General features: G+C 64.1%; 17 protein-coding genes. 6 read left to right on the forward strand and 11 right to left on the reverse strand.

What is annotated here, in order from left to right; genetic code table 11:
- Nucleotides 1-147: 147 nt before the first annotated feature.
- Genes AC1RNN_RS05935 through AC1RNN_RS05945 form a run of 3 tightly spaced genes read right to left on the reverse strand, consistent with a single transcriptional unit; the run spans nt 148 to nt 4,070 of the window.
- Nucleotides 148-900 carry a substrate-binding periplasmic protein gene (locus tag AC1RNN_RS05935; RefSeq protein WP_493087797.1) on the reverse strand — a complete coding sequence of 251 codons (753 nt, stop codon included), beginning with the start codon at nt 898-900 and terminating at the stop codon, nt 148-150.
- An 18-nt stretch (nt 901-918) separates the two neighbouring features.
- On the reverse strand, nt 919-3,156 hold the full coding sequence (locus AC1RNN_RS05940; protein WP_493087796.1) for a RelA/SpoT family protein: 2,238 nt from the start codon (nt 3,154-3,156) through the stop codon (nt 919-921).
- A gap of 26 nt (nt 3,157-3,182) precedes the next feature.
- On the reverse strand, nt 3,183-4,070 hold the full coding sequence (locus AC1RNN_RS05945; protein WP_493087794.1) for an alpha/beta fold hydrolase: 888 nt from the start codon (nt 4,068-4,070) through the stop codon (nt 3,183-3,185).
- A 71-nt stretch (nt 4,071-4,141) separates the two neighbouring features.
- Here AC1RNN_RS05945 and AC1RNN_RS05950 point away from each other — a divergent pair, with 71 nt between their 5' ends.
- Nucleotides 4,142-4,912 (forward strand): 3-hydroxybutyrate dehydrogenase, encoded by a 771-nt coding sequence (locus AC1RNN_RS05950; RefSeq protein ID WP_493087793.1) that lies wholly within the window; start codon nt 4,142-4,144, stop codon nt 4,910-4,912.
- A gap of 81 nt (nt 4,913-4,993) precedes the next feature.
- On the opposite strand, the gene AC1RNN_RS05955 is transcribed toward AC1RNN_RS05950, so the two are convergent.
- The 5 genes from AC1RNN_RS05955 to AC1RNN_RS05975 all read right to left on the reverse strand — a co-directional run bounded on the left by AC1RNN_RS05955 (nt 4,994) and on the right by AC1RNN_RS05975 (nt 13,331).
- Complete coding sequence (locus AC1RNN_RS05955) at nt 4,994-6,190, reverse strand: MFS transporter (RefSeq protein ID WP_493087791.1); 1,197 nt, start codon at nt 6,188-6,190, stop codon at nt 4,994-4,996.
- A gap of 163 nt (nt 6,191-6,353) precedes the next feature.
- Complete coding sequence (locus AC1RNN_RS05960; protein ID WP_493087790.1) at nt 6,354-8,477, reverse strand: HDOD domain-containing protein; 2,124 nt, start codon at nt 8,475-8,477, stop codon at nt 6,354-6,356.
- 53 nt (nt 8,478-8,530) lie between these two features.
- Nucleotides 8,531-9,880 carry a putative bifunctional diguanylate cyclase/phosphodiesterase gene (locus tag AC1RNN_RS05965; RefSeq protein ID WP_493087788.1) on the reverse strand — a complete coding sequence of 450 codons (1,350 nt, stop codon included), beginning with the start codon at nt 9,878-9,880 and terminating at the stop codon, nt 8,531-8,533.
- Nucleotides 9,877-12,903, reverse strand: a complete 3,027-nt coding sequence (locus tag AC1RNN_RS05970) for an EAL domain-containing protein (RefSeq protein WP_493087786.1) — start codon at nt 12,901-12,903, stop codon at nt 9,877-9,879. The genes AC1RNN_RS05965 and AC1RNN_RS05970 overlap by 4 nt, the downstream gene beginning before the upstream one ends.
- 146 nt (nt 12,904-13,049) lie before the next feature.
- Complete coding sequence (locus tag AC1RNN_RS05975; protein WP_493087784.1) at nt 13,050-13,331, reverse strand: hypothetical protein; 282 nt, start codon at nt 13,329-13,331, stop codon at nt 13,050-13,052.
- Between the two features lie 162 nt (nt 13,332-13,493).
- On the opposite strand from AC1RNN_RS05975, the gene ompR reads away from it, so the two are divergent.
- Both ompR and AC1RNN_RS05985 read left to right on the forward strand, forming a co-directional pair.
- Nucleotides 13,494-14,225 (forward strand): osmolarity response regulator transcription factor OmpR, encoded by a 732-nt coding sequence (ompR, locus tag AC1RNN_RS05980; protein WP_493087783.1) that lies wholly within the window; start codon nt 13,494-13,496, stop codon nt 14,223-14,225.
- Nucleotides 14,226-14,290: 65 nt separating this feature from the next.
- Nucleotides 14,291-15,658, forward strand: a complete 1,368-nt coding sequence (locus AC1RNN_RS05985; RefSeq protein WP_493088234.1) for an ATP-binding protein — start codon at nt 14,291-14,293, stop codon at nt 15,656-15,658.
- Here the strand turns inward: AC1RNN_RS05985 and ispF are convergent.
- The 3 genes from ispF to ispD are packed head-to-tail and all read right to left on the reverse strand — an operon-like array spanning nt 15,645 to nt 17,455.
- Complete coding sequence (gene ispF, locus AC1RNN_RS05990; protein ID WP_493087782.1) at nt 15,645-16,127, reverse strand: 2-C-methyl-D-erythritol 2,4-cyclodiphosphate synthase; 483 nt, start codon at nt 16,125-16,127, stop codon at nt 15,645-15,647. The genes AC1RNN_RS05985 and ispF overlap by 14 nt on opposite strands.
- Before the next feature lie 16 nt (nt 16,128-16,143).
- Entirely contained in the window at nt 16,144-16,722 is a 579-nt protein-coding gene (locus AC1RNN_RS05995) for an adenylate/guanylate cyclase domain-containing protein (protein ID WP_493087780.1), read from the reverse strand.
- Nucleotides 16,723-16,750: 28 nt separating this feature from the next.
- Complete coding sequence (gene ispD, locus AC1RNN_RS06000) at nt 16,751-17,455, reverse strand: 2-C-methyl-D-erythritol 4-phosphate cytidylyltransferase (RefSeq protein ID WP_493087779.1); 705 nt, start codon at nt 17,453-17,455, stop codon at nt 16,751-16,753.
- Between the two features lie 189 nt (nt 17,456-17,644).
- On the opposite strand from ispD, the gene AC1RNN_RS06005 reads away from it, so the two are divergent.
- The 3 genes from AC1RNN_RS06005 to AC1RNN_RS06015 all read left to right on the forward strand — a co-directional run bounded on the left by AC1RNN_RS06005 (nt 17,645) and on the right by AC1RNN_RS06015 (nt 23,925).
- A complete protein-coding gene (locus AC1RNN_RS06005; RefSeq protein ID WP_493087778.1) occupies nt 17,645-19,813 on the forward strand; it encodes a putative bifunctional diguanylate cyclase/phosphodiesterase in 2,169 nt (722 codons plus the stop codon).
- An 80-nt stretch (nt 19,814-19,893) separates the two neighbouring features.
- On the forward strand, nt 19,894-23,373 hold the full coding sequence (mfd, locus tag AC1RNN_RS06010) for a transcription-repair coupling factor (RefSeq protein ID WP_493087776.1): 3,480 nt from the start codon (nt 19,894-19,896) through the stop codon (nt 23,371-23,373).
- Nucleotides 23,374-23,442: 69 nt separating this feature from the next.
- Nucleotides 23,443-23,925 (forward strand): hypothetical protein, encoded by a 483-nt coding sequence (locus AC1RNN_RS06015; protein WP_493087774.1) that lies wholly within the window; start codon nt 23,443-23,445, stop codon nt 23,923-23,925.
- The last annotated feature ends 5 nt before the right edge of the window (nt 23,926-23,930 follow it).

Consider the following 23,930-nt stretch of genomic DNA (forward strand, 5'->3'; position numbering starts at 1 on the left):
CCTCCCCCGCCTTGTGCACCCAAGGCAATGCAATCCATTCACTTGCCACGCTGCTCTGTGCTGTCAAAAGGCAGCTGCAGTCTGTAGCGGCAAGTAGGACTGACTATGGCGGAATCCTGATCTTTGTCAAGACGCCGGTCCGCCTGTCTAGTGGGCTGCCCCCTCGCCCAGGTACTTCTGGTAGATGGCCTTGAACTGCCCGCTCTTTCTGAGCGCAGCCAAACCGGCATTGAAGTCATCGCGTATGTGGGCATCCCGGAATACGGGTCGGTAGTCCATGGGGTTGAGCTTGACAAAAGCATGCTCAGTCACCGGTGCCAGCAAAGTGCCCTCGCTGCGCATAACCTGTGCACTGAAGTACTTGAAGATATTGCGATCACTGAGGACTAGGTCGTAGCGCTTCTTGTGCAGGGTCAGCACCTGCAAGGCCTGGTCATTCTGTTCAAAGTAGCGGCCTTCAGCCTTGACGGGATTCAGCCACTCGGGGTAGCGCTTGAGCGCGCCCACGAAGGCAATCACGGTGAGACCGCGCAGATCCTCGGGGCGGCGGATCAGCAACTTGCGCTCTGCAAGGCTGATGAACACATTGTCGTAAAACACGCCGGGATCGCCATAAAAGGCACCATCACCGGTGAGATCCGTCCCCAGATCCGACATGGCTGCGTCGACTTCACGGGACTTGAATGCCACAGGAATCCGGGTGAAGGGAAAGTACTTGGGCTTGAGCACATGGCCTCGGTAGGCCAGTGCTTCGCGCATCACCTCCACCTCGATCCCTGAATTGGTTTCTGGAAAACAAAACGGGGGAATCCGCTCGCCAAACGCCATGCTGACGTCCGCCGCACGCGCAGCGGCCGTACTGCACAGGAGTATGGGGATGACGAGTTTCCAGAAACGCATACGGCCTCCCAAAAAGGATCAGCGTCGTCTTGCCGCTCTTACACCGGCCAACTCTCCCACAATCTTCAGCACCCGCGCCAGCCGGCCGGATTCGGCCACTTCCACGGTGAAGGTCATCCAGGCAATGCCTTTGACCGACTGGGTCTGCACGCCGATGACATTCATCTTCTCCTTGGCAAATACCTCGGAAATGTCACGCAACAAGCCTTGGCGGTCAATGGCCTCAACGGCTACGTCCACCGGGTAGACATTGCTGTCCTTGCCAGTGGGCACGCCCCACTCCACTTCGATCAGGCGGTCGCCGCTGCGGTTGACCATGTTGCGCAGGTTGGAGCAGTCTGACCGGTGCACGCTCACGCCCTTGCCGCGGGTCACAAAGCCGCTGATCAGGTCGGGCGGCGCGGGCTTGCAGCACTTGGCCAGCTGCGTCATCAGCGAATCGATGCCCACCACCAGCACGCCACCCTTGCCCCCCGAGGCCCTGGGCTTCTTGAGGGGCATGTAGTCGTCCTGCGTGGTGGCAGGCTCGGGCGGGCGCAGCAGCATCTCAATGTTGCGCAGCGAAAACTCGTCCTTGCCCACCACCTCGAACAGCGCATCGGCGTTGTTGAAACCCAACTGGCTGGCTAGGTCGTCGAGCTTGATGGCGGTCTTGCCCTCGCGCTGCAGCAACTTTTCCACCGCCTCGCGGCCCTTCGCCATGGTCTCGCCCATGGCCAGCGCGTTGAACCAGGCGCGCACCTTGGCGCGCGCGCGGTGGCTCACCAGATAACCCAGCTCGGGGTTAAGCCAGTCGCGTGAAGGGCCGCCCTCCTTGACCGCGGTCACTTCCACCGTCTGGCCATTTTTCAGGGGCGTGTTCAGCGGCACCATGGCTCCGTCCACTTTGGCGCCGCGGCAGCGATGGCCCAGGTTGGTGTGCACGCTGTAGGCAAAGTCTACCGCCGTGGCGCCCTGGGGCAGCTCGACGATGGCTGCATCCGGCGTGAGCACGTAGATGCGGTCGTCGAACATGCCCTGCCCGTCGGCCCCCGTGTGGGCGCCCGACAGGTCACGCTCCCAGGCCAGCAACTGACGCAGCACGGCGATCTTGGCGTCATATTCTCCCGCCGCAGTGACTGTGCCGCCGTAGCCCTTGGCGCCCGCTTCCTTGTAGGCCCAGTGCGCCGCCACGCCGTGTTCGGCATGGTCGTGCATGGCCTGGGTGCGGATCTGGACCTCGATGGGCTGGCCGCCCGCGTCACGCACTACGGTGTGCAGCGACTGGTAGCCGTTGGGCTTGGGGCGGGCGATGTAGTCGTCAAACTCTTCGGTCACCGGCACAAACCGGCTGTGCACCCAGCTCAGCGCGGCGTAGCAGTCGGGCACCGCCGGCACCACGATGCGCAGCGCGCGGATGTCATAGACCTGGTCGAAACCCAGCGACTTGCCGCGCATCTTCTTGACGATGCTGTAGATGTGCTTGGGCCGCCCCTGCACCGTGGCCTGTACGCCCTGCCCGGCCAGCTCGTCAGCCAGCTGCTGGCGCAGGCGGTCCACCGAGGCCTCGCGCTCGGCGCGTTTTTCATCCAGCAGCTTGGCGACCTGCTTGTAGGTGTCGGGCTCCAGGAAGCGGAAGGACAGGTCTTCCATCTCCCACTTGATTTCCCAGATGCCCAGGCGGTTGGCCAAGGGCGCAAACACCTGCAGTGCCTCGGACGCCAGACCGGGCGGTACAGGCTGCTTGGTGGCGGCAAAGTGGCGCAGTGTCTGCAGGCGCGAGGCCAGGCGCAACATGACCACGCGCAGGTCCTTACTGAAGGCCAGCAGCATCTTGCGCACGCTCTCTGTCTGCGCGGCGGCCGTCTGCGCCATGGGGGCTGCGCTGCCGGTGCCGGGTGCCTGCTGGCTGTGGGCCAGGCGGGCCATGCGCTGCAGGCGCACCAGCTTGGTGGTTTCCAGCGCCAGGTCGGCAAAGTTCTCGCCAAAGGCTTTGGCAATGACTTCGTGCGGCTTGTTCAGGTGGTCGCAGGCGTAGACCAGGTAGCTGGCGGCCTGCATGGCCTCGGACCCGCCAATGGTGCGCAGGATGGCGGCCACAGCATCGGCGTGCTGCAGCACGTTTTCACCCGTGTCCAGCGCCTCGCTGGCCAACAGCGGCTCGGCAAATGCCCGGGCCCGGGCCAGGGCGCCTACCTGTTCGGGCAGGCTGTCCGCCGTGGCCGCAATGACCTGCGGGGTGGCCGAAGCAGTGTGCTCGGCATACGAACTTTTCATGAAACGCTCACATCAGCCGGGATGCGTCACCCCAGCAAAAAACTTGTCACGGTGTCCACCTGGTCCGGCGCAATCAGCGTGGGCGCATGGCCCACACCGGCAAATTCGACCAAGCGGGCCTTGGGGCCGCGCTGGGTCATGGCCTGCGCCGTGGCAGGGGACAACAAATCAGAATTCGCCCCGCGCAGCAGCAAGGTCTGCGCCGTCAGGCTGTCATACAGCTGCCAGAGCTGGGCTTCGCCCTGCGCAGCAATCTCTTGCGTCACCGCACCAAAGGGCACGGCAATGGCAGGATCGTAGTGCAAGGCCACACGGCCATCGGGCGCGGGCTTGACCATGGCGCGCGACAGCTCCAGCCACTGGGCAGGCGTATGCGGGCCAAAGCTTTGCGAAATGGCCCACATGGCGTCGGCCGCCTGCTGTAGGGAATCAAATGTCTGGGCCTTGCCCAGGTAGGTGCCGATGCGGGCCAACGCTTCCCACTGGATGGCCGGGCCCACATCGTTGAGCACCAGCCGGCGCACGCTGACTCCCACGGCCTGCGCATGGGCACAGACCGCCATGCCAATGAGCCCGCCCATGCTGGTGCCCACCCAGTCCAGCGTGGCGGGTTTCAGTAGCGCCAGCAGCGCGAGCATGTCAGCCGCGTAGCCGGGCAACTGGTAGCCCTGCGGGTCCTTGAGCCAGTCGCTCTGGCCGCGGCCCACCACGTCAGGGCAGACTACGCGCAGCGGCTGCGGGCTACGGGCAATCAGCGCCTGTGCCAGCACATCGAAGTCGCGGCCCTGGCGCGAGAGGCCGTGGGCACAGACGATGGTGTGGGCCGCATCCGCGTCGCCCCACTGCCAATACGCCATCCGGTGACCGCCCTGCGCGTCGGCGCAGGGTACGTAGTTCAGCGTAGGGTCAGCCATGGTGCAATCAGTGGTTTGATAATGACCACATCCTAATGGAAACCCCCCTACTCTTTTGGAAGGACGCAGCAATGTTGAAAGGTAAAACCGCCATCGTCACCGGCTCCACCAGCGGCATCGGTCTGGGCATCGCCAAGGCCCTGGCTGCGCAGGGGGCCAACATCGTGCTCAACGGCTTTGGCGATGTGGACGGCCCCAAGGCCGAAGTCGCAGCGCTGGGCGTGCAGGTGGGCTACCACGGTGCCGACATGAGCAAGCCCGCCGACATCGAAGCCATGGTGCAGTACGCCACCACCACCTTTGGCGGTGTGGACATTCTGGTGAACAACGCCGGCATCCAGCACGTGGCGCGGGTGGAAAACTTCCCGGTGGAAAAGTGGGACGCTGTGATCGCCATCAACCTGTCCAGCGCTTTCCACGCCAGCCGCCTGGTGCTGCCCGGCATGCAGGCCAAAAACTGGGGCCGCATCATCAACGTGGCCAGCGTTCACGGCCTGGTGGGCTCCGCCGAAAAGTCGGCCTATGTGGCGGCCAAGCACGGCATCGTGGGCCTGACCAAGGTGACCGCGCTGGAAAACGCCACCAGCGGCGTGACCTGCAACGCCATCTGCCCCGGCTGGGTGCTCACGCCCCTGGTGCAAAAGCAGGTGGACGCCAAGGCGGCAGCCCAAGGCATCAGCAATGCCGACGCCACCAAGCAGCTGCTGGGCGAGAAGGAGCCCTCGCTGCAGTTCACCACGCCTGAGGAGCTAGGCGCATTGGCCGTGTTCTTCTGCTCCCCGGCGGGCGACAACGTGCGCGGCGTGGCCTGGAACATGGATGGCGGCTGGGCCGCACAGTAAGAGCTCTTAATCTCACCTAAGCGCGTTTTAGGCCTCTAGCCCACGTGGATAGTGCGCGAGCAGCTCCTGTTTTGCTAGCAACTACGCCGCGGGGCTGAGGCTGGTGTGCGGCCGCTGGCGGCTCGCCCACCAGCTCATGGCCATGGACGCCAGCAGGCCCGCCAACGCAAACCAGTGCAGCGAGCCCATGCCGTCGTGGGCGATGAGCCAGCCACCGCTGGCCGCGCCCAGCGCCTGCCCTGCGTACATGGCCGAGCTGTTCAGCGCAATGGAGCCCGAGGCCAGCGCCGGCGCAACGCCCACCAGCCGCGCCTGCTGTGCCGAGTTGGACGAGAAGCAGCCCAGCGCCCAGGGAATCAGCACCAGCGCGACCATCCCCAGATTGGTCCCCAGCGGCCACAACACCAGACTCAGCGCCATGGCGCCCACGCCACACATGACAGCGCGCGGGGCGCCCATGCGGTCGATGCGGCGGGACATGACGATGTTGCCCAGCAGCCCGAACACGCCGAACCAGGCGAACAGCAGGCTGAGTTGCAACGGCGTGATCTGCACCAGTGCCTTGAAATACGGCGCAAAGTAGGAAAACAGCACAAACTGCCCCGCCGAATACAACAGCGTCACGGCCACCGTCAGCATGAGCACCGGAGAGCGCAAGGCCTCGCCCCATGCCGCGCGCGACAGCGCTGGCGGGCGAATGCCGTCGGGCATGGCACGCCAGACCCAGCCGGCGCTCACCAGACTCAGCAGCGCCACCACCCCAAAGGCACTGCGCCAACCCAGCGTGCCGCCAATGAAGGCGCCAATCGGCATGCCCAGCACCGAGGCCACCGACCAGCCCAGGAACACAAAAGTAATGGCACGCCCACGCTGCTCCAGCGGCACCAGCAGGCCCACACAGGCCGCAGCCTGTGGGGTGAAGATAGCTGGCGAAATGACGGTGAGCACCCGCACGATCAACAACGAGCCAAAGCTGGGCATTAGCGCGCTCAAGCCCAGGAAGGCGGCGTACCACAGCAGCGACAGCGCCAACAACCGGCGCCGGTCCCAGCCCGCCACCAGGCTGGCCAGCAGCGGCGCGCCCACGCACATGACCGCTGCCGCCGCGGCAATCAGTTGCCCTGCAGTGGCGACCGAGATATTGAGCGAGCTGCTGATGTCGTTGAGCGTGCCCGGCACCACCATGACGCCGGTGCCGATGACGAAGTTGCCGAAAAGCAAGGCCCACAGGACGGGCGAGGAAGACGTGGAAGCAGGCGACGTAGGGTTGGATTGCATCGGGGGCCGGGCGGTGAAGCGGCATTCTCGCAGTGCGGGCCGCATCCGGTATGCCTCGGGGCAGGACAACCCTGTTGGCAACATTGATTAAAAATGGCACCCAGCCGGCGTGGAATCTGCGCAAGCAGCTCACAAATCAGGAGCATCCCCCTTCGCAAGCCCTTCAGCCGGACTGCTTGACCGCCATGACCGCCTGGTTGCGCAGGGTGCGCAGCAGGGCCAGTTCCTTCTCGTCGAGCTCCAGTGCACCGCGCACGGCCTTGTCCGCATAGATCAGGCCGAAAGGCGTGCCCTTGATCTGCACAGGCAACAGCAAAAAGGTAGGCGCATTGATGTGCTGGCGGTACCAGTCGGGCAGGCGGTTCACGATGCGTGTTTCCGATGCATCGCTGATCATGGTGTCTGCCCCCTTGATACTGACCACGCCAAACAGGTCCGGCGTGGCTGCCTTCAGGTGCGTGCGAAACACCTTGACGCAGCCCTCCACATCGCGCCCCAGGCCAAAGCGGCCCACCATCATCTCGGTTTTGGCGTCGCGCATGCAGAAGATGATGCGATCGAACGCCATGGCGCGGTACATGGTTTCCAGAATCATGCGCAGCACATCGCTGAGCCGGAAGTCCTCCACCATTGCATTGGTGATGTCCTGGATACCGGCGGCCAGCGTGTCAGCCACCTGGCGGGCCTGCAGCGAGGCCATTTCCATGGCTTCCTGAGGCGTGGCCTGCAACTCCAGGCTGGCGAAGTGCGATTCCCCTGCCGGGCTGGGCGAACGCATCTCCATCAGCGGCTCGGCCGGCTTGAGCAACTGCGCCGCCGCCGACCCCGGCGCCACCCGGATGTCCATGGCCGCAGCCAAATCCACCAGCTTCTGTCGCCCCTTGCTGGTCGCCGACTGCACCTCCCGCGCGCTCACGCCCATGGCGGACATGTACTTGCGGGTGACGGCGGCCAGACGCGCCTCGCGCTCCGACAGCTCGCTGTGCAGCAGCACGTCTGCCATGTCGTTGGACGCCAGCGCCACCCAGCGCACGCGCTCGGCGCCATCGGCCGGGGCGCGCAGCGGGGGCTCGCCCGCAGGCTTGCGCATGCAGCGCTGGATGTCTTCGGGCAAGCTCCAGGCCCTGGCAATGCCCAGGCCTAGCGCCTCAAAGCTCAGCCCCAGAACGCTGACAGCCGCCGAAATCTCGGACAGGGGCTGGCGCGGGTTCTGCATGAGCCCGCGCACACGGATGGCTTCTTCGGGAAAGTAAAACAGCACCAGCAGGCGGCCCAGGTTCTGGAACATGGCGCCGATGAAGGCTTCCTCGCTCTCGCGCAGCTCGGGGCAAAGTTCGGCGCCAATGCTGCCCGCCAGCAGGGAACGCAAAAACTCTTCCTTGAGCTGTGCTGCGTGGGTCTTGTCCTGCATGTGCTCCAGCAGCACCAGGCTCAGCGCCATGTTGCGGATGCCATTGAACCCCACCAGGGTGACGGCGCGCGAGACGGTGCTGATGCTGCCGCTGCGGCCGTAGTGGGCGCTGTTGACCAGGCGCAGCAGCTTGTTGGTCAGCGCCACGTCCTTCAGGATTTCGTTGGTGATGCTGCTGATGCTTTCAGTCTCGGACGCCGCGAGGTTCTGGATGCGCACCACCGCGTCCGACATGGCCGGAAAGTCGCTCTTGTGGCGCATGCGCCGCATCAGGAACTCCAGCGTGTCGCTGCTCTGGCTATGGCCCACCGCCGTGTGCGTGCGGCTGTTGGCATCGGCCTGGCTCCACTGCTCCAGTTCGGACTGGAACACGCGCGCGCTGACAAAACGCTGGCGCGGGTCGTGCGCCAGCGCGCGGTTCACGATGGCGCGCAACTGGTCATCCACGCCGGGCAAGGCCGCATCCGGCAACAGCAGTTGTTCATGCTGCATGCGGTGCAGTGCCTGCTGGGGATCGGCCTCCTCCACCAGGGGGCGCCCGAGCAGCATTTCAGCCAGCACCAGCCCGGCAGAAAAGATGTCGGCACTTGGCACGGGCGGTGCACCGCTGGCGGCTTCCGGCGCAAGGTAGCGCGGGTTGGCCTCTTCAGGGGCCGCGTCCGCGATGCGGGCGTGGCCGGCGCTGTCAATCACTACGAGAGAGGGTTGCAGATCATGGCGCGACACGCTCGCAGCATGGGCCACGGCCACCGCGTCGAGCACATCCACCATCCAGCTGACAGCCTGCGGCACCGTGGGCGTGCCATGCTCGCGCAGCCATTGCGCAAGCGTAGGGCCAGAACCCCCAACGACCGGGGTGGTTTCATTATTCGTCACACCCCCAGTATGGCACTGCGACGGCCTGCATAACAGCCCGGGAGACCCCCTACTTAACCCACAGCAACGACGGCAGGCTGCTGCTGTGCCTTGCGCACAAAGGCGACAAACTCGGGCACGGGAATGGGTTTGCTGAAAAAGTAGCCCTGGAACAGGTTGCAGCCATGGGCAACAAGGAAATCGCGCTGACCTTCGGTCTCCACGCCTTCGGCCACCACGGCAAAGCCGAGGCTCCTGCCCAGGGTGATGATGGTGTGGGCAATGGCAGCGTCATTGGAGTCCAGGAGCACATCGTGCACAAAAGACTGGTCGATCTTGAGCTGGTCCAGCGGCAGACGCCGGAGGTAGGTGAGCGAGGAATAGCCGGTTCCGAAATCGTCCAGCGAGCAGCCCACACCCAGAGCCTGTAAGGACGCCATCTTGTGCACGATGTCGTCCATGTCCTCCACCAGCATGCTTTCGGTCAACTCCAGCTTCAGGCGCTGGGGATTGGCGCCAGTGCGTTCCAGCACGGCCTGGACCTGCCCCACAAAATCGGGTTGCCGGAACTGCCGCGCGCTCACGTTGACAGAAATGCTGAGGTGCGAGAGCTCCGGCACCTGGGCCCAGGTGACCAGCTGGGTGCAGGCACTGCGCAGCACCCAGGCGCCCAGCGGCAGGATCAGCCCGGTCTGCTCCGCCATGTCGATGAAATCTCCCGGCGCTACCAGCCCCAGCTTGGGGTGGCGCCAGCGCAGCAGGGCCTCGGCACCGAGCACATCACCGCGATGGGTCACCTGGGCCTGGTAGAGCAAAAAAAACTCCTCCCGCGCTATGCCTTTGCGCATATCCATTTCCAGCGCGCTGGACTCGGACACCTCGGTCACCATGATGTGGACCAGCGCGTACAGCCCGAGCATGGCCAGGGCCGTATTGATCCAGGTACCGCTGATGCGCACCTCGTGCGGAATCAGGTAGGCAGTCTGGATGCCCCAGGTGGTGCTGCTCAGCGCAACATAGGACACGAACAACAGGCCGATCACGCTGTGGCGCAGCCAGTTGGCTTCATCCCGCAAGACCAGCATGGCGGCCAGCGCCAGCACGAGAATGAAATGGTGGGTAGACCGGGGAACCTGTGCATCCGGAATGTCGAACACCAGGCCGAATGCACAAATGGAGGCGTAGACGGTGGCCAGCATCACGAAGAAAGCCAGGCGCGTGCGGCGGTACTGCGTCAGGCGGGCAACCACCACGCCCAGCACCGCCATGCACATTTCCACCGCCACGATGATCCACACGCCGCGCAGGGCAAAGAAGACAGACCAGCCCACACCAATGCAGACCATCAGGATGGCCGCCACCCACAGCATCATCCGCACCCGACGCTGGTGCAGCTGCCCGGGTGGAATGATGGGCTGGTTCATACAGTTTCCTGGATGGACTGCCGGGCCTGCACATAGGCCACAAACGCAGCCTCCGGCAAGGGCCGGCTGAACAGGTACCCCTGGTAGGTACGGCAGCCACTGCTGATGAGGAAATCACGCTGCTCCCGCGTCTCCACGCCTTCCGCAATGACAGCCAAGCCAAGGCTGTGGCCCAGCGCCACGATGGTGCGGGCAATGGCAGCGTCGTTGGGATCGGTCAGTACGTCGCGCACAAAAGACTGGTCAATCTTGAGCTGGTCCAGCGGCAGGCGCTTGAGGTAGCTCAGGCTGGAGTAGCCGGTTCCGAAATCGTCCAGCGAGAAGCCCACGCCGCGCGCGCGCAGGGCCGTCATCTTGGCAATGACGTCCTCCACGTTCTCCACCAGCAGGCTTTCGGTCAGCTCCAGCTTGAGGCGGCGCGGGTTGGCGCCGGTGTAGTCCAGCATGGCCAGCATGTGGTCGGCAAAGTCCTGCTGGCGGAACTGGCGCGAGCTCACGTTCACAGCCAGCGTGAGGTGCTCAGTCGCCGGGTCCTGCGCCCAGGCCACCAGTTGGGAGCAGGCGGTCTCCAGTACCCAACTGCCCAACATCACGATCTGGCCCGTCTCTTCGGCCACAGGAATGAAGGACGCTGGCGACACCATGCCGCGCACCGGGTGGCGCCAGCGCAGCAAGGCTTCGGCACCGAGCACCTGGCCTTGGGCATCCACCTGGGGCTGGTAGTGCAACTCGTACTGCCCAAAAAGCTGGCCCTGGCGAATGTCCGCTTCCAGCTCGGCGCGCTGGGTCACGGCGGCCTGCATCAGCGGGTCGAAGAAGCGCAGGCCATTGCGGCCCACATTCTTGGCCTGGTACATGGCCAGATCGGCCTGCTTGAGCAGCTCGTCCAGCGCGGCTTCATGGCCACTGAAAATGGTCAGCCCCATACTGGGTGTACTGTGGTATTCGTGGCCAGCCAACCGGTAGGGCAAGTTGAGCGCCGCGATGATCTTTTCCCCTACCAGCGTGGCCTGGGTTGCCGCCGCAGAACGCTCGGTGTCCAGCCCTTCCAGCATCACCACATACTCATCCCCACCCAGGCGGGCCACAGTATCTTCTTCCCGCACCGTGTCCATCAGCCGATGCGCCACCTCCTGCAACAGCAAGTCGCCCTTGTCGTGGCCCAGGGTGTCGTTCAGGGTCTTGAAGTGATCCAGGTCGATGAAGAGGAGCGCACCGCATGCGCCAGACCGCGCGCTTGCCGCCAGCGCGTGCTGCAACCGGTCCATCAGCATGCGGCGGTTGGGAAGGCCCGTCAGCGGATCGTAGAACGCCAGTTGGCGGATCTGGTCTTCGTCGGCCTTGCGCTGGGTGACGTCGATCATGGTGGCCACGTAGTGCGTGATCCGTCCATCGTCATCCGAGACCGTGGAAATCTGCATGAAATGGGGTGATATCTCGCCGCTCTTGTTGCGGTTCCAGAGCTCCCCCTCCCAGTGGCCCTGCTGCGCCAGCTGCTTGTTCAGTTCGGCGTAGAAAGCGTCGTCGTGCCAGCCCGAGCGGAACATGGCGGGCGTGCGGCCAATAACCTCATGGTCGGCATAACCCGAAATGCGGGTGAAAGCCTTGTTGACGCGCAGGATCTCCCGCCGCGCGTTCGTCACCATCATGCCCTCCTGGGACTCAAAGGCAGTGGCTGCCACACGTAGTTCGGTCTCGTTGCGCCGACGCTCAGTGAGGTCAATGTCGAACCGGAAAAACTCGGACACGCTGCCGTAGGCATAGACCGCCGCATGGCTGGAAAAGACGGGCACCTCGTGGCCGTCCTTGTGCATCAGGGTCAGCTCCTGTGTCACAAAGGCTTGCGGACCGGCCTGCATGTCCTGCAGCAACTGCTGCATGTCGCTACGCAGCGTATGGGGCACAATCAGCACAAAGATATTGCGCCCCACGGCCTCCTCAGCAGAGTAGCCGTACAGGCGCTCGGAGGCGTGATTCCAGTAGGTAATGGTTCCGTCCGGCGTATAGCCCTGCACTGCCACGGCACCCACGTTCTGCAATAGCCCCCGAAAACGCGCTTCCGACGCCTGCAATGCCGCATCGGCCTCGCAACGCTCAGTAACATCCCGGGCCAGCAGCACCAGGGTCCGTGGCTGCCCAGCCACGGGTTTGAGCGCATGGGCACGCCCTTCAAAACGCCGCACCCCGTGGCGCGTGTGCAGGTCAAACTGAAAGGTCTGGGTGTCCTGTAGCTCCAGGGTGCGCTGCAGGTGCTGCAGCAATGCCTCTCCGTCCTGGTCGCCCAGCACATCGTGCAAACGCCTGCCGGGGAGTTCGTAACCCCGCCCGCGCAGCAGGGCCGCGTCCGATAGCACTTCGACAAAAGTGCCATGTTCGTCAATCACATACAGCAGGTCCGGGATGGCCCGTATGGTCACACGCAGACGCTCTTCGTGGCTGCCCAGCGCCTGCTCGGTTGCCGATCGGGCCTGAACGTCCTTCAGGATCAGGCCCATGAGCATGGTGGCGGGTGAAAAGACCAGCAAAACCGGCAACGCAACGGTCTGCATCACAGTCACGGCCAGCCCCACCGGCAGAAGGCTGAATAGATACAGGGTGACACCGTGGACCAGAACACCGAAGGTCAGCAACTGCCACCAGTCCTGCCCGACAAGTCCCCTGCGGTGCAGGGCCCGGTAGGCCAACCCCATGCCATAGCAACTCAAGATGACCGCCGACCCGACATAGACCCCAGCGCCTCCAAGACTCCAGCGGTAGGCCAGGGCAATCGCGGCTGCGATGGTGCCCACCCATGGCCCGCCAAACAGGCTGGCCGTGCACAGGACAACTGAGCGGGCATCAAAAATCACACCAGGCACCACGTGCAACGGCATGGTCATGCCGGTCACGCAGATAGTGCCAAACAAGAGTCCGTTGACAGCCTGGCTGAGGACGGGACGGGAGCGCAAGGCGCGCACGCAGTAGCTGTACAGCTGGCTCAGGGCCAGCAGCAGCGCTACACCCTTGGCAAGCTCTAAAAGCAAGAGAACCTCCTGCAGTTCGGACCGCTACAGCACGCCAAACCCCTCTCCCCCCTGAAGTTGGATGCAAGCATTATGGCCCGCAGAGGCGGAATTGCGACAGGTATTGCACCTAGCTGCCAGAACAGGCGGCTATTGTCTAAACGGGCTCAGCGGGAGGGCTGGTCCCGGAGCTGGCGCCGCAATTCGGCGCGCTCAATGGGGCTGAGCTGACGGCCGGCGCCCGCCTCGGAGGCAGGTACCGCAGCCTCCTGCTGCGGCACCAGGGCCTGGCGCAAGGCCGCACGGCGCTGGTCCTTGTTCTGGTCACCACCACTCTCAGCCGCCGGCATGCCGGCAGCCCGGGCCGGAGGCGCAGGGCCATTGGCCGGACCCGCAGCACCCCAGAGGGGAGCGGCGAGAAGCGCAACGAAGAACAGAAGGTGACGCATGGTGATTCAACGCAGGAAAGGACAGGGCGGGAGACATTGTTGAATTCCCTCCCGGTAAGCAGGCTTGCTTATTTGTAACATAGTGTCAAAGTACCGGGGGATCGCGGCATTCGCGGATCGGCGCACCGCAAAATCGCGCCTGTTACAAATTCTGAGTACGCCATGCAACCCAACGCAAACCGTCCCAACAAGATTCTGGTGGTCGATGATGATGCCCGCATTCGCGACCTGCTGCGCCGCTACCTGACCCAGGAGGGCTTTGACGTGCTCCTGGCGGAAGACGGCAAGGCACTCACCCGAATCATGCTGCGCGAAACGGCGGACCTGATCGTGCTGGACCTAATGATGCCGGGTGAAGACGGGCTCTCCATCTGCCGCCGGCTGCGTGCAGCCAATGACGTGACCCCCATCATCATGCTGACCGCCAAGGGCGAAGACATTGACCGCATCGTGGGCCTGGAAGTCGGTGCCGACGACTACCTGGGCAAGCCCTTCAACCCGCGCGAGCTGCTGGCCCGCATCCACGCCGTGCTGCGCCGCCGCCCGGTGGCCGAAGTGCCGGGCGCGCCCTCCAGCGACAATGAGGTCGTGAAGTTCGGCACCTTCGTCTTCGACTTGGGCGCACGCACGCTGACCAAGGCCGGACAGGAACTGACCCTGACCACCGGCGAGTTCGCCATGCTCAAGGCCCTGGTGCGCCACCCCCGCATCCCCTTGTCGCGCGAAAAGCTGGCCCAACTCTCGCGTGGCCGGGAATTCGAGCCCTTTGACCGCAGCCTGGACGTTCAGGTCTCCCGCCTGCGCAAGCTCATCGAGAGCGACGCCACAACCCCCCGTTTCATCCAGACCGTTTGGGGCGTTGGTTATGTCTTCGTCCCTGACGAAGCCGTCTGAGCGCCCCGCCCTCGCCTGTGTCCCAGACGCTGCCACCAGAATTTGACCCCAGTGCGGTCGCGGCCCTGTCCGCGGACGAGGCACCGCGCCGCTTCCGCTGGCCGTTGGCGCGGCTCAGCCTCTTCTGGCGGACCTTTTTCCTGCTGGCGCTGTTGCTGCTGGGCAGCATCCTGGCTTGGCTGCAGACTCTGCGCTCGCTGGAGTTCGAGCCGCGCGCCCTACAAACAGCGCAGCAGCTGGCTTCGCAGGTCAACCTGAGCCGAGCCGCGCTCATTCATGCAGACGGCATCGCCCGCCTCTCGCTCCTCAAGACCATGCGCGACGAGGAAGGCCTGCGCATCGTGCCGCGCGAGCCCACCGACCAGTTCTCCTTGCTGGACAACGATGCCCTGAGCCGGCGGGTGTCCGTCGACTTGGCAGAACGGCTGGGCAAGGGAACCGTGGTGGCCAGCGAAGTCAATGACCATCCCGGCCTATGGGTCAGCTTCACCATCGACGGTGACGAATACTGGCTGCAGACCGACCAGAACCGCGTCTCGCTGGCCGCTGGCACCACCTGGATGATCTGGCTATTCGTGGCGGCAGCCCTGTCTCTGACGGGAGCGGCCTTGATTGCAGGCCTGATCAACCGCCCGCTCAAGGAACTGTCCTTCGCGGCCAGCCGGGTGCGCGAGGGCAATTTCAGCGCGAGCCAGCTCGACGAGCATGTCAACACCAGCGAGATCCGCGAGGTCAACATCGGCTTCAACCGCATGGCCCAGAAGCTGGCCAAGGTGGAGCAGGACCGCGCAGTCATGCTGGCCGGCATCTCACACGACCTGCGCACGCCCCTGGCCCGCCTGCGGCTGGAGACCGAAATGAGTGTGGCGGATGAAAGCGCGCGCGCCTACATGGTGGCCGACATCAACCAGCTTGACGCCATCATCGACAAGTTTCTGGACTACGCCCGCCCGGACCGCGGCGTGGCACTGGCCCCGGTGGTGTTGGGCGATGTGGTGGACACGTGCGTGTATTCGCTGCAGAAGCTGCCGGATGTGCGCATCAAGGTGGACATGCAGGAGGACCTGGTGGTCATGGCGGACGAGGTGGAGCTGGGCCGCGTGCTGACCAACCTGCTGGAAAACGCCAAACGCTATGGCAAATCGGTCAATACCGGGATCGCGATGATCGACATTGCCGCCATCGCACGGGAAAAATGGGTGTTGATCAAGGTGCGTGACCACGGACTCGGCGTGGCCGATGAACAACTGCAACAGCTGACGCAGCCGTTCTACCGCGGAGAAGCCGCCCGCACGGCAGCCAATGGCGCCGGCTTGGGCTTGGCGATTGTGGACAAGACGATCCAGCGCATGGGCGGCGTGTTTCGGCTGACCAATTCCAGCTCAGGCGGCCTGTCCGCCCAGATTCGCTTGCAGCGCGCTACGCGCCTTTGAAAAGCAGCGCCACGGCGCGGGCTTCCATGGCCCGCCCTTCGCCCACCGGCCCCATTTTCTCGGCCGTCTTGGCCTTCACGTTCACCTGCCCCACATCCAGCCCCAAGACCGAGGCAATACGCTCGCGCATGGCCTGGATATGGGGTGCCAGCTTGGGCGCCTGGGCAATCACGGTGCTGTCGACATTGCCAATGGCATAGCCCATAGCGCGCACATCGGCAGCCACCTGGGCCAGCAGCACGGCCGAGTCTGCACCCTTGAAACGGGCGTCGGTATCGGGGAAATGCTTGCCAATATCACCCAGCGCAGCAGCGCCCAGCAGGGCATCGGTGATGGCGTGCAACAAGGCATCCGCGTCTGAATGGCCCAGCAGGCCCTTGCTGTGGGGAATCTCCACACCACCCAGTATGAGCTTGCGCCCCTCCACGAGCTGGTGCGTGTCCCAGCCCTCACCGATACGGATATTCATGCCTTGCATCCTGTGTTCAGACCACCGCAAAGGTGGTGACCTCCATGCCCGAAATGGAGACTTGCATCTCCGAAAAGCCTAACGCCGTGTCGGCACCCAGTGCCTCACGCACCGCACGCGTCACCAGCACCTCGCCTGGGCGCGCAATGTCCTCGCCCAGCTTGTAGGCCAGATTGACCGCATCGCCAAAGCAATCCTCCTCGTGAATCAGGAGGATGTCTCCGACATCAATACCCACGCTGAAGGCCAGCACCGGGATATGGCCTTCTGTCACCGCGCCACGGACCATGGCGAGACCGGCGGCCACTGCATCCGCCACGTCATCAAACACAGCCAGCAGGTTGTCGGCCTCGTTTTTTACGACTTCGCCCCGGTGCGCATGGACGATGGGGCGGGTGATCTTGTGCATGCGCCGGATCTGGCACAGATAGGCCAAAATGCCATCGCGCCGCACGGCCAGCGTGAACCCGCTCATGTCCAGCGCCAGCACCGCCTTGCGGCACTGGAAGGCGTCCAGAATCATCTGCTCCACGGCAGGCCGGCGTTCGGTCGGGGCCGCAATCAGGGTGTCCAGCAGGGCTGAAAATGCTTGCATACGGCTAGCCTCCGGGTGGTGTGAACCGCTACCTGCCGCGCGCCGCCAGCACTGCCTGGGCCAGCGCAAAATCTTGCGGATAGGTGACCTTGAAGTTCTGGGCACTCCCCTCGACCAGGCGTGGCGCCTTGCCAGCCAACTCCATCGCACTGGCTTCGTCCGTCACGGCATCCCCCGCTGCCAATAGCGCAGCCTGCAGGGCCTCCACGCGGAACATCTGGGGCGTCTGCGCCAGCCATTTGTCACTACGGTCCACCGTGGCCGCCACGCGACCGTCCCGGGCCTGCTTGAGGGTGTCTGGCAAAGGCAGTGCCAGTAAGCCCCCAACTGAGTCCTCCTGGCAGGCATCCATCAATTTTTCGATCTGGGCGGGCGTAATCAGACAGCGCGCTGCGTCGTGCACCAGCACCCAGTCCTGCGCTCTAGCACCTTGCGCGCGCAGGGCAGAAATACCGTTAAAAACACTCTCTGCCCTCGTAGAACCTCCGCAAGCAGCTATCGAAACCGTAGCATCCAGGGGCAGTTCCGGAGTCTCGAAAAACCGGTCACCGGGGCTGACCACCACTAGGGTGCCGCTCAATCTGGGTACGGCCGCAAAGGCAGCCAAGGTGTGCAGCACCATGGGCAAACCCGCCACCGGCTGGTATTGCTTGGGGCCGGCCGCGCCAGCACGGTTGCCGGTTCCGGCACAGGGAATCAGGGCAAAGAAGCGCGCGGGCAAAGCTGTCTGCATGGTCAGGACCACTCGCGGACCGGGATACTCAAATGGGAAGCAGGGAGAACCATGGGCGCAACAGGGGCAGAGAAAAAACGGGGCAGCTGTGGCAAAATTTTCGCATCCATCCGCAGGGCAGAGATTCACCACCGTAGGTGAACAATGGATGTCAATCCTTAGCAGCAATGCATCATAGCAACTGAGCCCATGCCCTATCTTGTGCCCCAATACGAACCCACTACCGTCGGCCTCTCGCTGCTGATTGGGTGTTTTGCCTCCTTTGTCACCCTGGAGCTGGCCAAGCGCATGCGCTCGCCCGACCAGTCGCTGGCCCGTTTCTGGTGGTTTGGCGGTGCCCTGACCATGGGCACCGGCATCTGGTCGATGCACTTTGTGGGCATGTTCGCCTTCTCGCTGCCCATCGAACTGGGCTACCGCGGTTTGCAGACCTTTGTGTCCTGGGTCGCCGCAGTCGTGGTCTCGGCCATTGCCCTGCGGGCGGCCAACTTGGGCGAGCTCAGCCGCCAGCGCCTGGTCGTCAGCGCCCTGCTAATGGGCGCCGGCATTTGCGCCATGCACTACACCGGCATGGCCGCACTGGACATGGCGCCAGGCATCGTCTGGAACTGGTGGCTGGTACTGGCTTCGGCCTTCATCGCCGTTGCTGCGTCGGCCGTGGCCCTGCTCATCTTCTTCTGGCTGCGCCGTGTCAAGCGCCAACAGCTGTGGGCCTACCAGCTGGCCGCCGCCATCGTCATGGGCATTGCCATTACCGGCATGCACTACACCGGCATGGCCGCCGCGCAGTTCCCGGCCGACTCCATCTGCCTGAGCGCAGATGCACTGGCGGGGCGGGATCTGGGCCTGTTCGTCATGCTCGGAACCGTGCTCCTGCTGAGCATGACCATGATCACCTCCATCCTGGACGCGCGTATGCAGGGCAAAGCCAACCGGCTCTCGGAAAAACTGCAGTCCGCCAACCAGGAACTTCAAAAAGCCAATCAGGAATTGCAGCAGCATGCCTTCACGGACGCGCTGACCGGCCTGTCCAACCGCCTGCTGCTGGAAGACCGGCTGCGCCATGCCCTGAGCCGCTTTGAGCGGCAGGAGCGTCCACCAGGTACGCGCGGCCAGCAGCGCATCGCCGTGCTGTTCATCGATTTGGACGGCTTCAAGCCCATCAACGACACCTTTGGCCACGCCACGGGCGACCTAGTGCTCAAGGAAGTGGCGAGTCGCCTGCTGCAGTGCGCGCGCGACGCAGACACCGTGGCCCGCATAGGCGGCGACGAATTCGTACTGCTGCTGGAAGACCTGGGTAACGCGGCAGACGCCGTGGCCCTCGCGCAGCGCATCATCAGCCTGTTTGACAACCCCTTCGAGATCAACGGCCGCGCCCTCCAGTTAGGCGCCTCCATCGGCATTGCGCTATGCCCGGACCACGCGCAAAGCGAGAAACTGCTGGTGCACGCCGATGCCGCCATGTACGCCGCCAAACGCCTGGGCGGCCGGCACTATGCCCTGTTTGAAACCCATATGGACGCCAGCCACCATGGCGAGGTGGGCCTGCATGCCGACCTGAGCCAGGCCTTGGCGCGCGGCGAGATGAGCCTGCACTACCAACCCAAGGTAGACAGCCGTCGAGGCAAGATCCGCGGTGTAGAAGCACTGCTGCGCTGGCAGCACCCGCAACGCGGTGCTGTGGGCCCGAATATCTTCATCCCCATCGCCGAACGCTATGGCCTCATCAATGCGCTGGGCGACTGGGTCATCAACGAAGCCTGCCGGCAAATGCAGGTCTGGCAAGCCATGGGGCTGAACATCTCGGTAGCGATCAATCTCTCGGTCTACCAACTGCGCCAGGAGACGCTGGGTGAGCGCATAGCGGCGGCTCTGGAGCGCCATCAGATTCCAGCCGAACGCCTGGTGTGCGAGATCACCGAATCGGTCGCCATGGAAGACATCCGCGCCACCCAAGCCGCCTTCGACGCCATCAGCCGCCTGGGCGTGCTGCTCTCCATCGACGACTTTGGCACCGGCTACTCCAGCCTCAGCTACCTGCGCCAACTCCCGGCCAAGCAGCTCAAGATCGACCGCAGCTTCATCCTAGACATTCACGACAACGTGGACGCGCGCGCCATTGTGGACGCCGTCATCAAACTTGCCCATGCCCTAGGCCTGCGCGTGGTCGCTGAAGGCGTGGAGACGGCAGGCCAGCGCGACATCCTGCTGGAGCTGGGTTGCGACGAAATGCAAGGCTATCTGTTTGCGCGCCCCATGCCCTCGGATGCCTTGCAGGCACTGGCGCAAAACCTGCAGGGCGACAACGGCACCAGCTTTTCGCCTTCGGTGTTGGGCCAGGGCCCAGCCACTTAAAATACGTCTGATCCTTTTTCACACCCCCACACTTTTGTGTTTGGGGGTGTTCTGCATTTCTCGCCGCCCTGCATACCCCTATGGAACTCCCCAAGCTCACCAGCGGCAAACGCTTCACCCTGCCCCGCCCCGCCGGTTCGGCCGACGCCCTGCTGCTGGCCCGCCTGGGCGAGCGTGAAAAGGCTGCCGGCCGGCCCATGACCGTGGTCACGGCCAACGCCGGCGACGCCCAGCGCCTGCTGGAAGAAATTGCCTTTTTCGCACCCGCGCTGCGCTGTGCCCTTTTCCCCGACTGGGAAACCCTGCCCTACGACACCTTTTCGCCGCACCAAGATCTCATCAGCGAGCGCCTGGCCACTCTGTGGCGCATCAGCCAGCGCGACAAGGACACAGGAGCTGACGTGGTCATCGTGCCCGCCACCACCGCGTTGTACCGGCTCGCTCCGCCGAGCTTTCTGGCGGGCTACACGTTTGAGTTCAAGGTCAAGCAAAAGCTGGACGAGGCCCGCCTCAAGGCCCAGCTCACGCTGGCGGGTTACAGCCATGTGACGCAGGTGGTGAGCCCTGGCGAATACGCGGTGCGCGGCGGGCTGATCGACCTGTTCCCCATGGGCAGCCCGGTGCCCTACCGTGTCGACCTGTTTGACGACGAAATCGACAGCATCCGCACCTTCGACCCCGACAGCCAACGCAGCCTCTACCCCGTACCCGAAGTGCGCCTGCTGCCGGGCCGCGAGTTCCCCATGGACGACGAGGCGCGCGCCAAGTTCCGCAGCCGCTGGCGCGAACTGCTGGACGGGGACCCGACCAAGAGCCGCATCTACAAAGACATCGGCAACGGCGTGGCGACGGCCGGCATCGAGTACTACCTGCCGCTGTTCTTTGAAGAAACGGCCACGGTATTTGACTATGTGGGTGCGGACGCCACCGTGGTGCTGCATGGAGACCTGGAACCCGCCTTCCAGCGCTTCTGGCAAGACACCAAGGACCGCTACCGTCTGGTGCAGGGCGACCCCGAACGCCCCGCGCTGCCGCCCGAGGCCCTGTTCCTGGGTACCGAGCAGTTCTTTGCCACAGCCAATGCTCACGCCCAACTGGCCATCCGCGCCCAGGGCGAGGGCACCGAGTTTGTGGAATGGACCGGTTTGCCGCCGCTGTCCGTGGAGCGCGGCACCGAAGACCCGCTGGCCCGCCTCAAGACCCATGCGCGCAACACGCAGCACCGCATCCTGGTGCTGGCGGAAAGCGATGGCCGCCGCGAAAGCCTGCTGGACTTTGTGCGCGCCAGCGGTATCCAGCCACCAGCCTTTGATTCCCTGCAGGAATTCCTCTCCAGCGACGAGAAGTTTGGCATTGCCACCTCTGCCCTGACCGTGGGCTTCAGCTGGCTGGAAGCTGGTATCGACCTGGTCACCGAGACCGAGCTGTTCGCCTCCGGCCCCACCACCCGCCGCCGCAAGAAGCAGGAGCAGGTCAGCGATGTGGAAGCGCTGATCAAGGACCTGAGCGAGCTGAACCTGGGTGACCCGGTGGTGCACAGTGCCCACGGCATAGGCCGCTACCGCGGTCTGGTGAACATGGACCTGGGCAACAAGAACGCGGCCGGCGAGCCCGAGCTGCAAGAGTTCTTGCACCTGGAGTACGCCGACAAGGCCACACTCTATGTGCCCGTGAGCCAGCTGCAGCTCATCAGCCGCTACACCGGCGTCAGTGCCGACGAGGCACCGTTGCACAAGCTGGGCAGCGGCCAATGGGAAAAGGCCAAGCGCAAAGCGGCCGAGCAGGTGCGCGACAGCGCAGCCGAGCTGCTCAACATCTATGCCCGCCGTGCCGCACGCGAAGGCCACGCCTTCCGCTACAGCCCCGGCGACTACGAACAGTTCGCTAACGACTTCGGCTTCGAGGAAACCGCCGACCAGAAGGCCGCCATCCACTGTGTCATCCAGGACATGATCTCGCCGCGCCCCATGGATCGCCTGGTCTGCGGCGACGTGGGCTTTGGCAAGACCGAAGTCGCCCTGCGTGCGGCCTTTGTGGCGGTCACGGGTGGCAAGCAAGTCGCCTTTTTGGCACCCACCACGCTGTTGGCCGAGCAGCACTACCAGACGCTGGTGGACCGCTTCAGCAAGTGGCCCGTCAAGGTGGCGGAGATGAGCCGCTTCCGTTCGGCCAAGGAAATTACCGCCGCACTCAAAGGCGTGGCCGATGGCACAGTGGACATCGTGGTCGGCACCCACAAACTGCTCTCCGAATCCACCCAGTTCAAGAACCTGGGCCTGCTCATCATCGACGAGGAGCACCGCTTTGGCGTGCGCCACAAGGAGCAGATGAAGGCGCTGCGCGCCGAGGTGGACGTGCTCACGCTGACCGCCACCCCCATCCCGCGCACGCTGGGCATGGCACTGGAGGGCCTGCGCGACCTCAGCGTGATTGCCACCGCACCGCAGCGTCGCCTGGCCATCAAGACCTTTGTGCGCGCCGAGGGCAACGGCGTGATCCGCGAAGCTGTGTTGCGCGAACTCAAGCGCGGCGGGCAGGTCTACTTTCTGCACAACGAGGTGGAAACCATCGAGAACCGGCGCCAGAAGCTCGAAGAGCTGCTGCCCGAGGCCCGCATTGCCGTGGCCCATGGCCAGATGCCCGAGCGCCAGCTGGAAGCCGTGATGCGCGACTTCATCGCCCAGCGCTACAACCTGCTGCTGTGCTCCACCATCATTGAGACCGGCATCGACGTGCCCAGCGCCAACACCATCGTCATGAGCCGCGCCGACAAGTTCGGCCTGGCGCAGCTGCACCAGTTGCGGGGCCGCGTGGGCCGCAGCCACCACCAAGCCTATGCCTACCTCATGGTGCCCGACATCGAGGGCCTGACCAAGCAGGCCCAGCAGCGCCTGGACGCGATCCAGCAGATGGAAGAGCTGGGCAGCGGCTTCTACCTGGCCATGCACGACCTGGAGATCCGCGGAGCCGGCGAGGTGCTGGGCGAGAACCAGAGCGGCAATATGCTGGAAGTGGGCTTCCAGCTCTACAACGAGATGCTGAGCGAGGCGGTGCGTTGCCTCAAGAACGGCCAGGAGCCGGACCTGCTGAGCCCGCTCAACGTCACGACGGAGATCAACCTGCACGCCCCCGCCCTGCTGCCCGACGACTACTGCGGCGATGTGCACCTGCGCCTTTCCTTCTACAAGAAGCTGGCCACGGCCAAGAACACCGACCAGGTGGATGCGCTACTGGAGGAAATCGTGGATCGCTTTGGCAAGCTGCCGGCCCAGGCACAGACGCTCATTGATGTACACCGCCTGCGCGTCATCGCCAAACCCTACGGCGTGGTGAAGGTGGACGCGACGCCCGGCGTGATCACCATCACCTTCAAGAAAGATGCGCCCATTGACCCCATGGGGGTGATCGCGCTGATCCAGAAGAACAAGCACATCAAGCTGGTGGGCAACGAAAAGCTGCGCATCGAGCGCGAGCTGCCCGAGGTGAAGGCCCGGGTGCAGATGGTGCGGGACGTGCTGCGCAGCCTGGGCACACCGGTCGCAGCGAAATCCGGCGCCTAGAGGCGGCCTGTCACGGAATCCGCCACTTTTCCGGCTACATTTTCGGCACAACTTTTTACCGGGGAGCCCATGGATCAAGACAACACCAACATCACGGCCAAGAATGTGCAAGAACTGGGCGGCAAGTCCTGGACCGCCTACATCGGGACCGTGATTCTGACCCTCATCCTGGCGATCCTGGCCTCCATGTTCCTGTACGCCAACATCATCGGCGGCCTGATCGTCTCCAGCGTGTTCACGATCGGCATCATCCTGCGCATCTTCTCCATCAAAAGCCACCGCCTCTACATGGACGACATCGGTGTCTGGCGCTCGTCCGGCTTCCTGCCCTGGACCAAGGGCACCAGCGGCGTGAAGTGGCGCGACCTGGACGAGGCGGTGTTCTACAAATCCCTGTTCAGCTGGATGTTCAAGTCGTATTCCATCCGCATCGGCCACCGCTTCACCAAGGACAGCGAAGTCTTTCTGCACCACTGGGACCGGGGCGACAAAGCCGTGATGGCTATCAATGCCCGCCACCAGGAGCTGGTGCGCGCCAACGCGCTGCATTGAACGCC

The organism is Rhodoferax sp. GW822-FHT02D07 (assembly GCF_058802405.1).

What these genes read in the sequence shown, in the direction of transcription:
- AC1RNN_RS05940 (WP_493087796.1), bottom strand. Translation starts at nt 3,156, where the DNA reads ATGAAAAGTTCGTATGCCGAGCACACTGCTTCGGCCACCCCGCAGGTC.
- AC1RNN_RS06015 (WP_493087774.1), top strand. Translation starts at nt 23,443, where the DNA reads ATGGATCAAGACAACACCAACATCACGGCCAAGAATGTGCAAGAACTG.
- ispD (WP_493087779.1), bottom strand. Translation starts at nt 17,455, where the DNA reads ATGCAGACAGCTTTGCCCGCGCGCTTCTTTGCCCTGATTCCCTGTGCC.
- AC1RNN_RS05975 (WP_493087784.1), bottom strand. Translation starts at nt 13,331, where the DNA reads ATGCGTCACCTTCTGTTCTTCGTTGCGCTTCTCGCCGCTCCCCTCTGG.
- AC1RNN_RS05995 (WP_493087780.1), bottom strand. Translation starts at nt 16,722, where the DNA reads ATGCAAGCATTTTCAGCCCTGCTGGACACCCTGATTGCGGCCCCGACC.
- AC1RNN_RS05965 (WP_493087788.1), bottom strand. Translation starts at nt 9,880, where the DNA reads ATGAACCAGCCCATCATTCCACCCGGGCAGCTGCACCAGCGTCGGGTG.
- AC1RNN_RS05950 (WP_493087793.1), top strand. Translation starts at nt 4,142, where the DNA reads ATGTTGAAAGGTAAAACCGCCATCGTCACCGGCTCCACCAGCGGCATC.
- AC1RNN_RS05945 (WP_493087794.1), bottom strand. Translation starts at nt 4,070, where the DNA reads ATGGCTGACCCTACGCTGAACTACGTACCCTGCGCCGACGCGCAGGGC.
- AC1RNN_RS05935 (WP_493087797.1), bottom strand. Translation starts at nt 900, where the DNA reads ATGCGTTTCTGGAAACTCGTCATCCCCATACTCCTGTGCAGTACGGCC.
- AC1RNN_RS06005 (WP_493087778.1), top strand. Translation starts at nt 17,645, where the DNA reads ATGCCCTATCTTGTGCCCCAATACGAACCCACTACCGTCGGCCTCTCG.
- ompR (WP_493087783.1), top strand. Translation starts at nt 13,494, where the DNA reads ATGCAACCCAACGCAAACCGTCCCAACAAGATTCTGGTGGTCGATGAT.
- ispF (WP_493087782.1), bottom strand. Translation starts at nt 16,127, where the DNA reads ATGAATATCCGTATCGGTGAGGGCTGGGACACGCACCAGCTCGTGGAG.
- AC1RNN_RS05955 (WP_493087791.1), bottom strand. Translation starts at nt 6,190, where the DNA reads ATGCAATCCAACCCTACGTCGCCTGCTTCCACGTCTTCCTCGCCCGTC.
- mfd (WP_493087776.1), top strand. Translation starts at nt 19,894, where the DNA reads ATGGAACTCCCCAAGCTCACCAGCGGCAAACGCTTCACCCTGCCCCGC.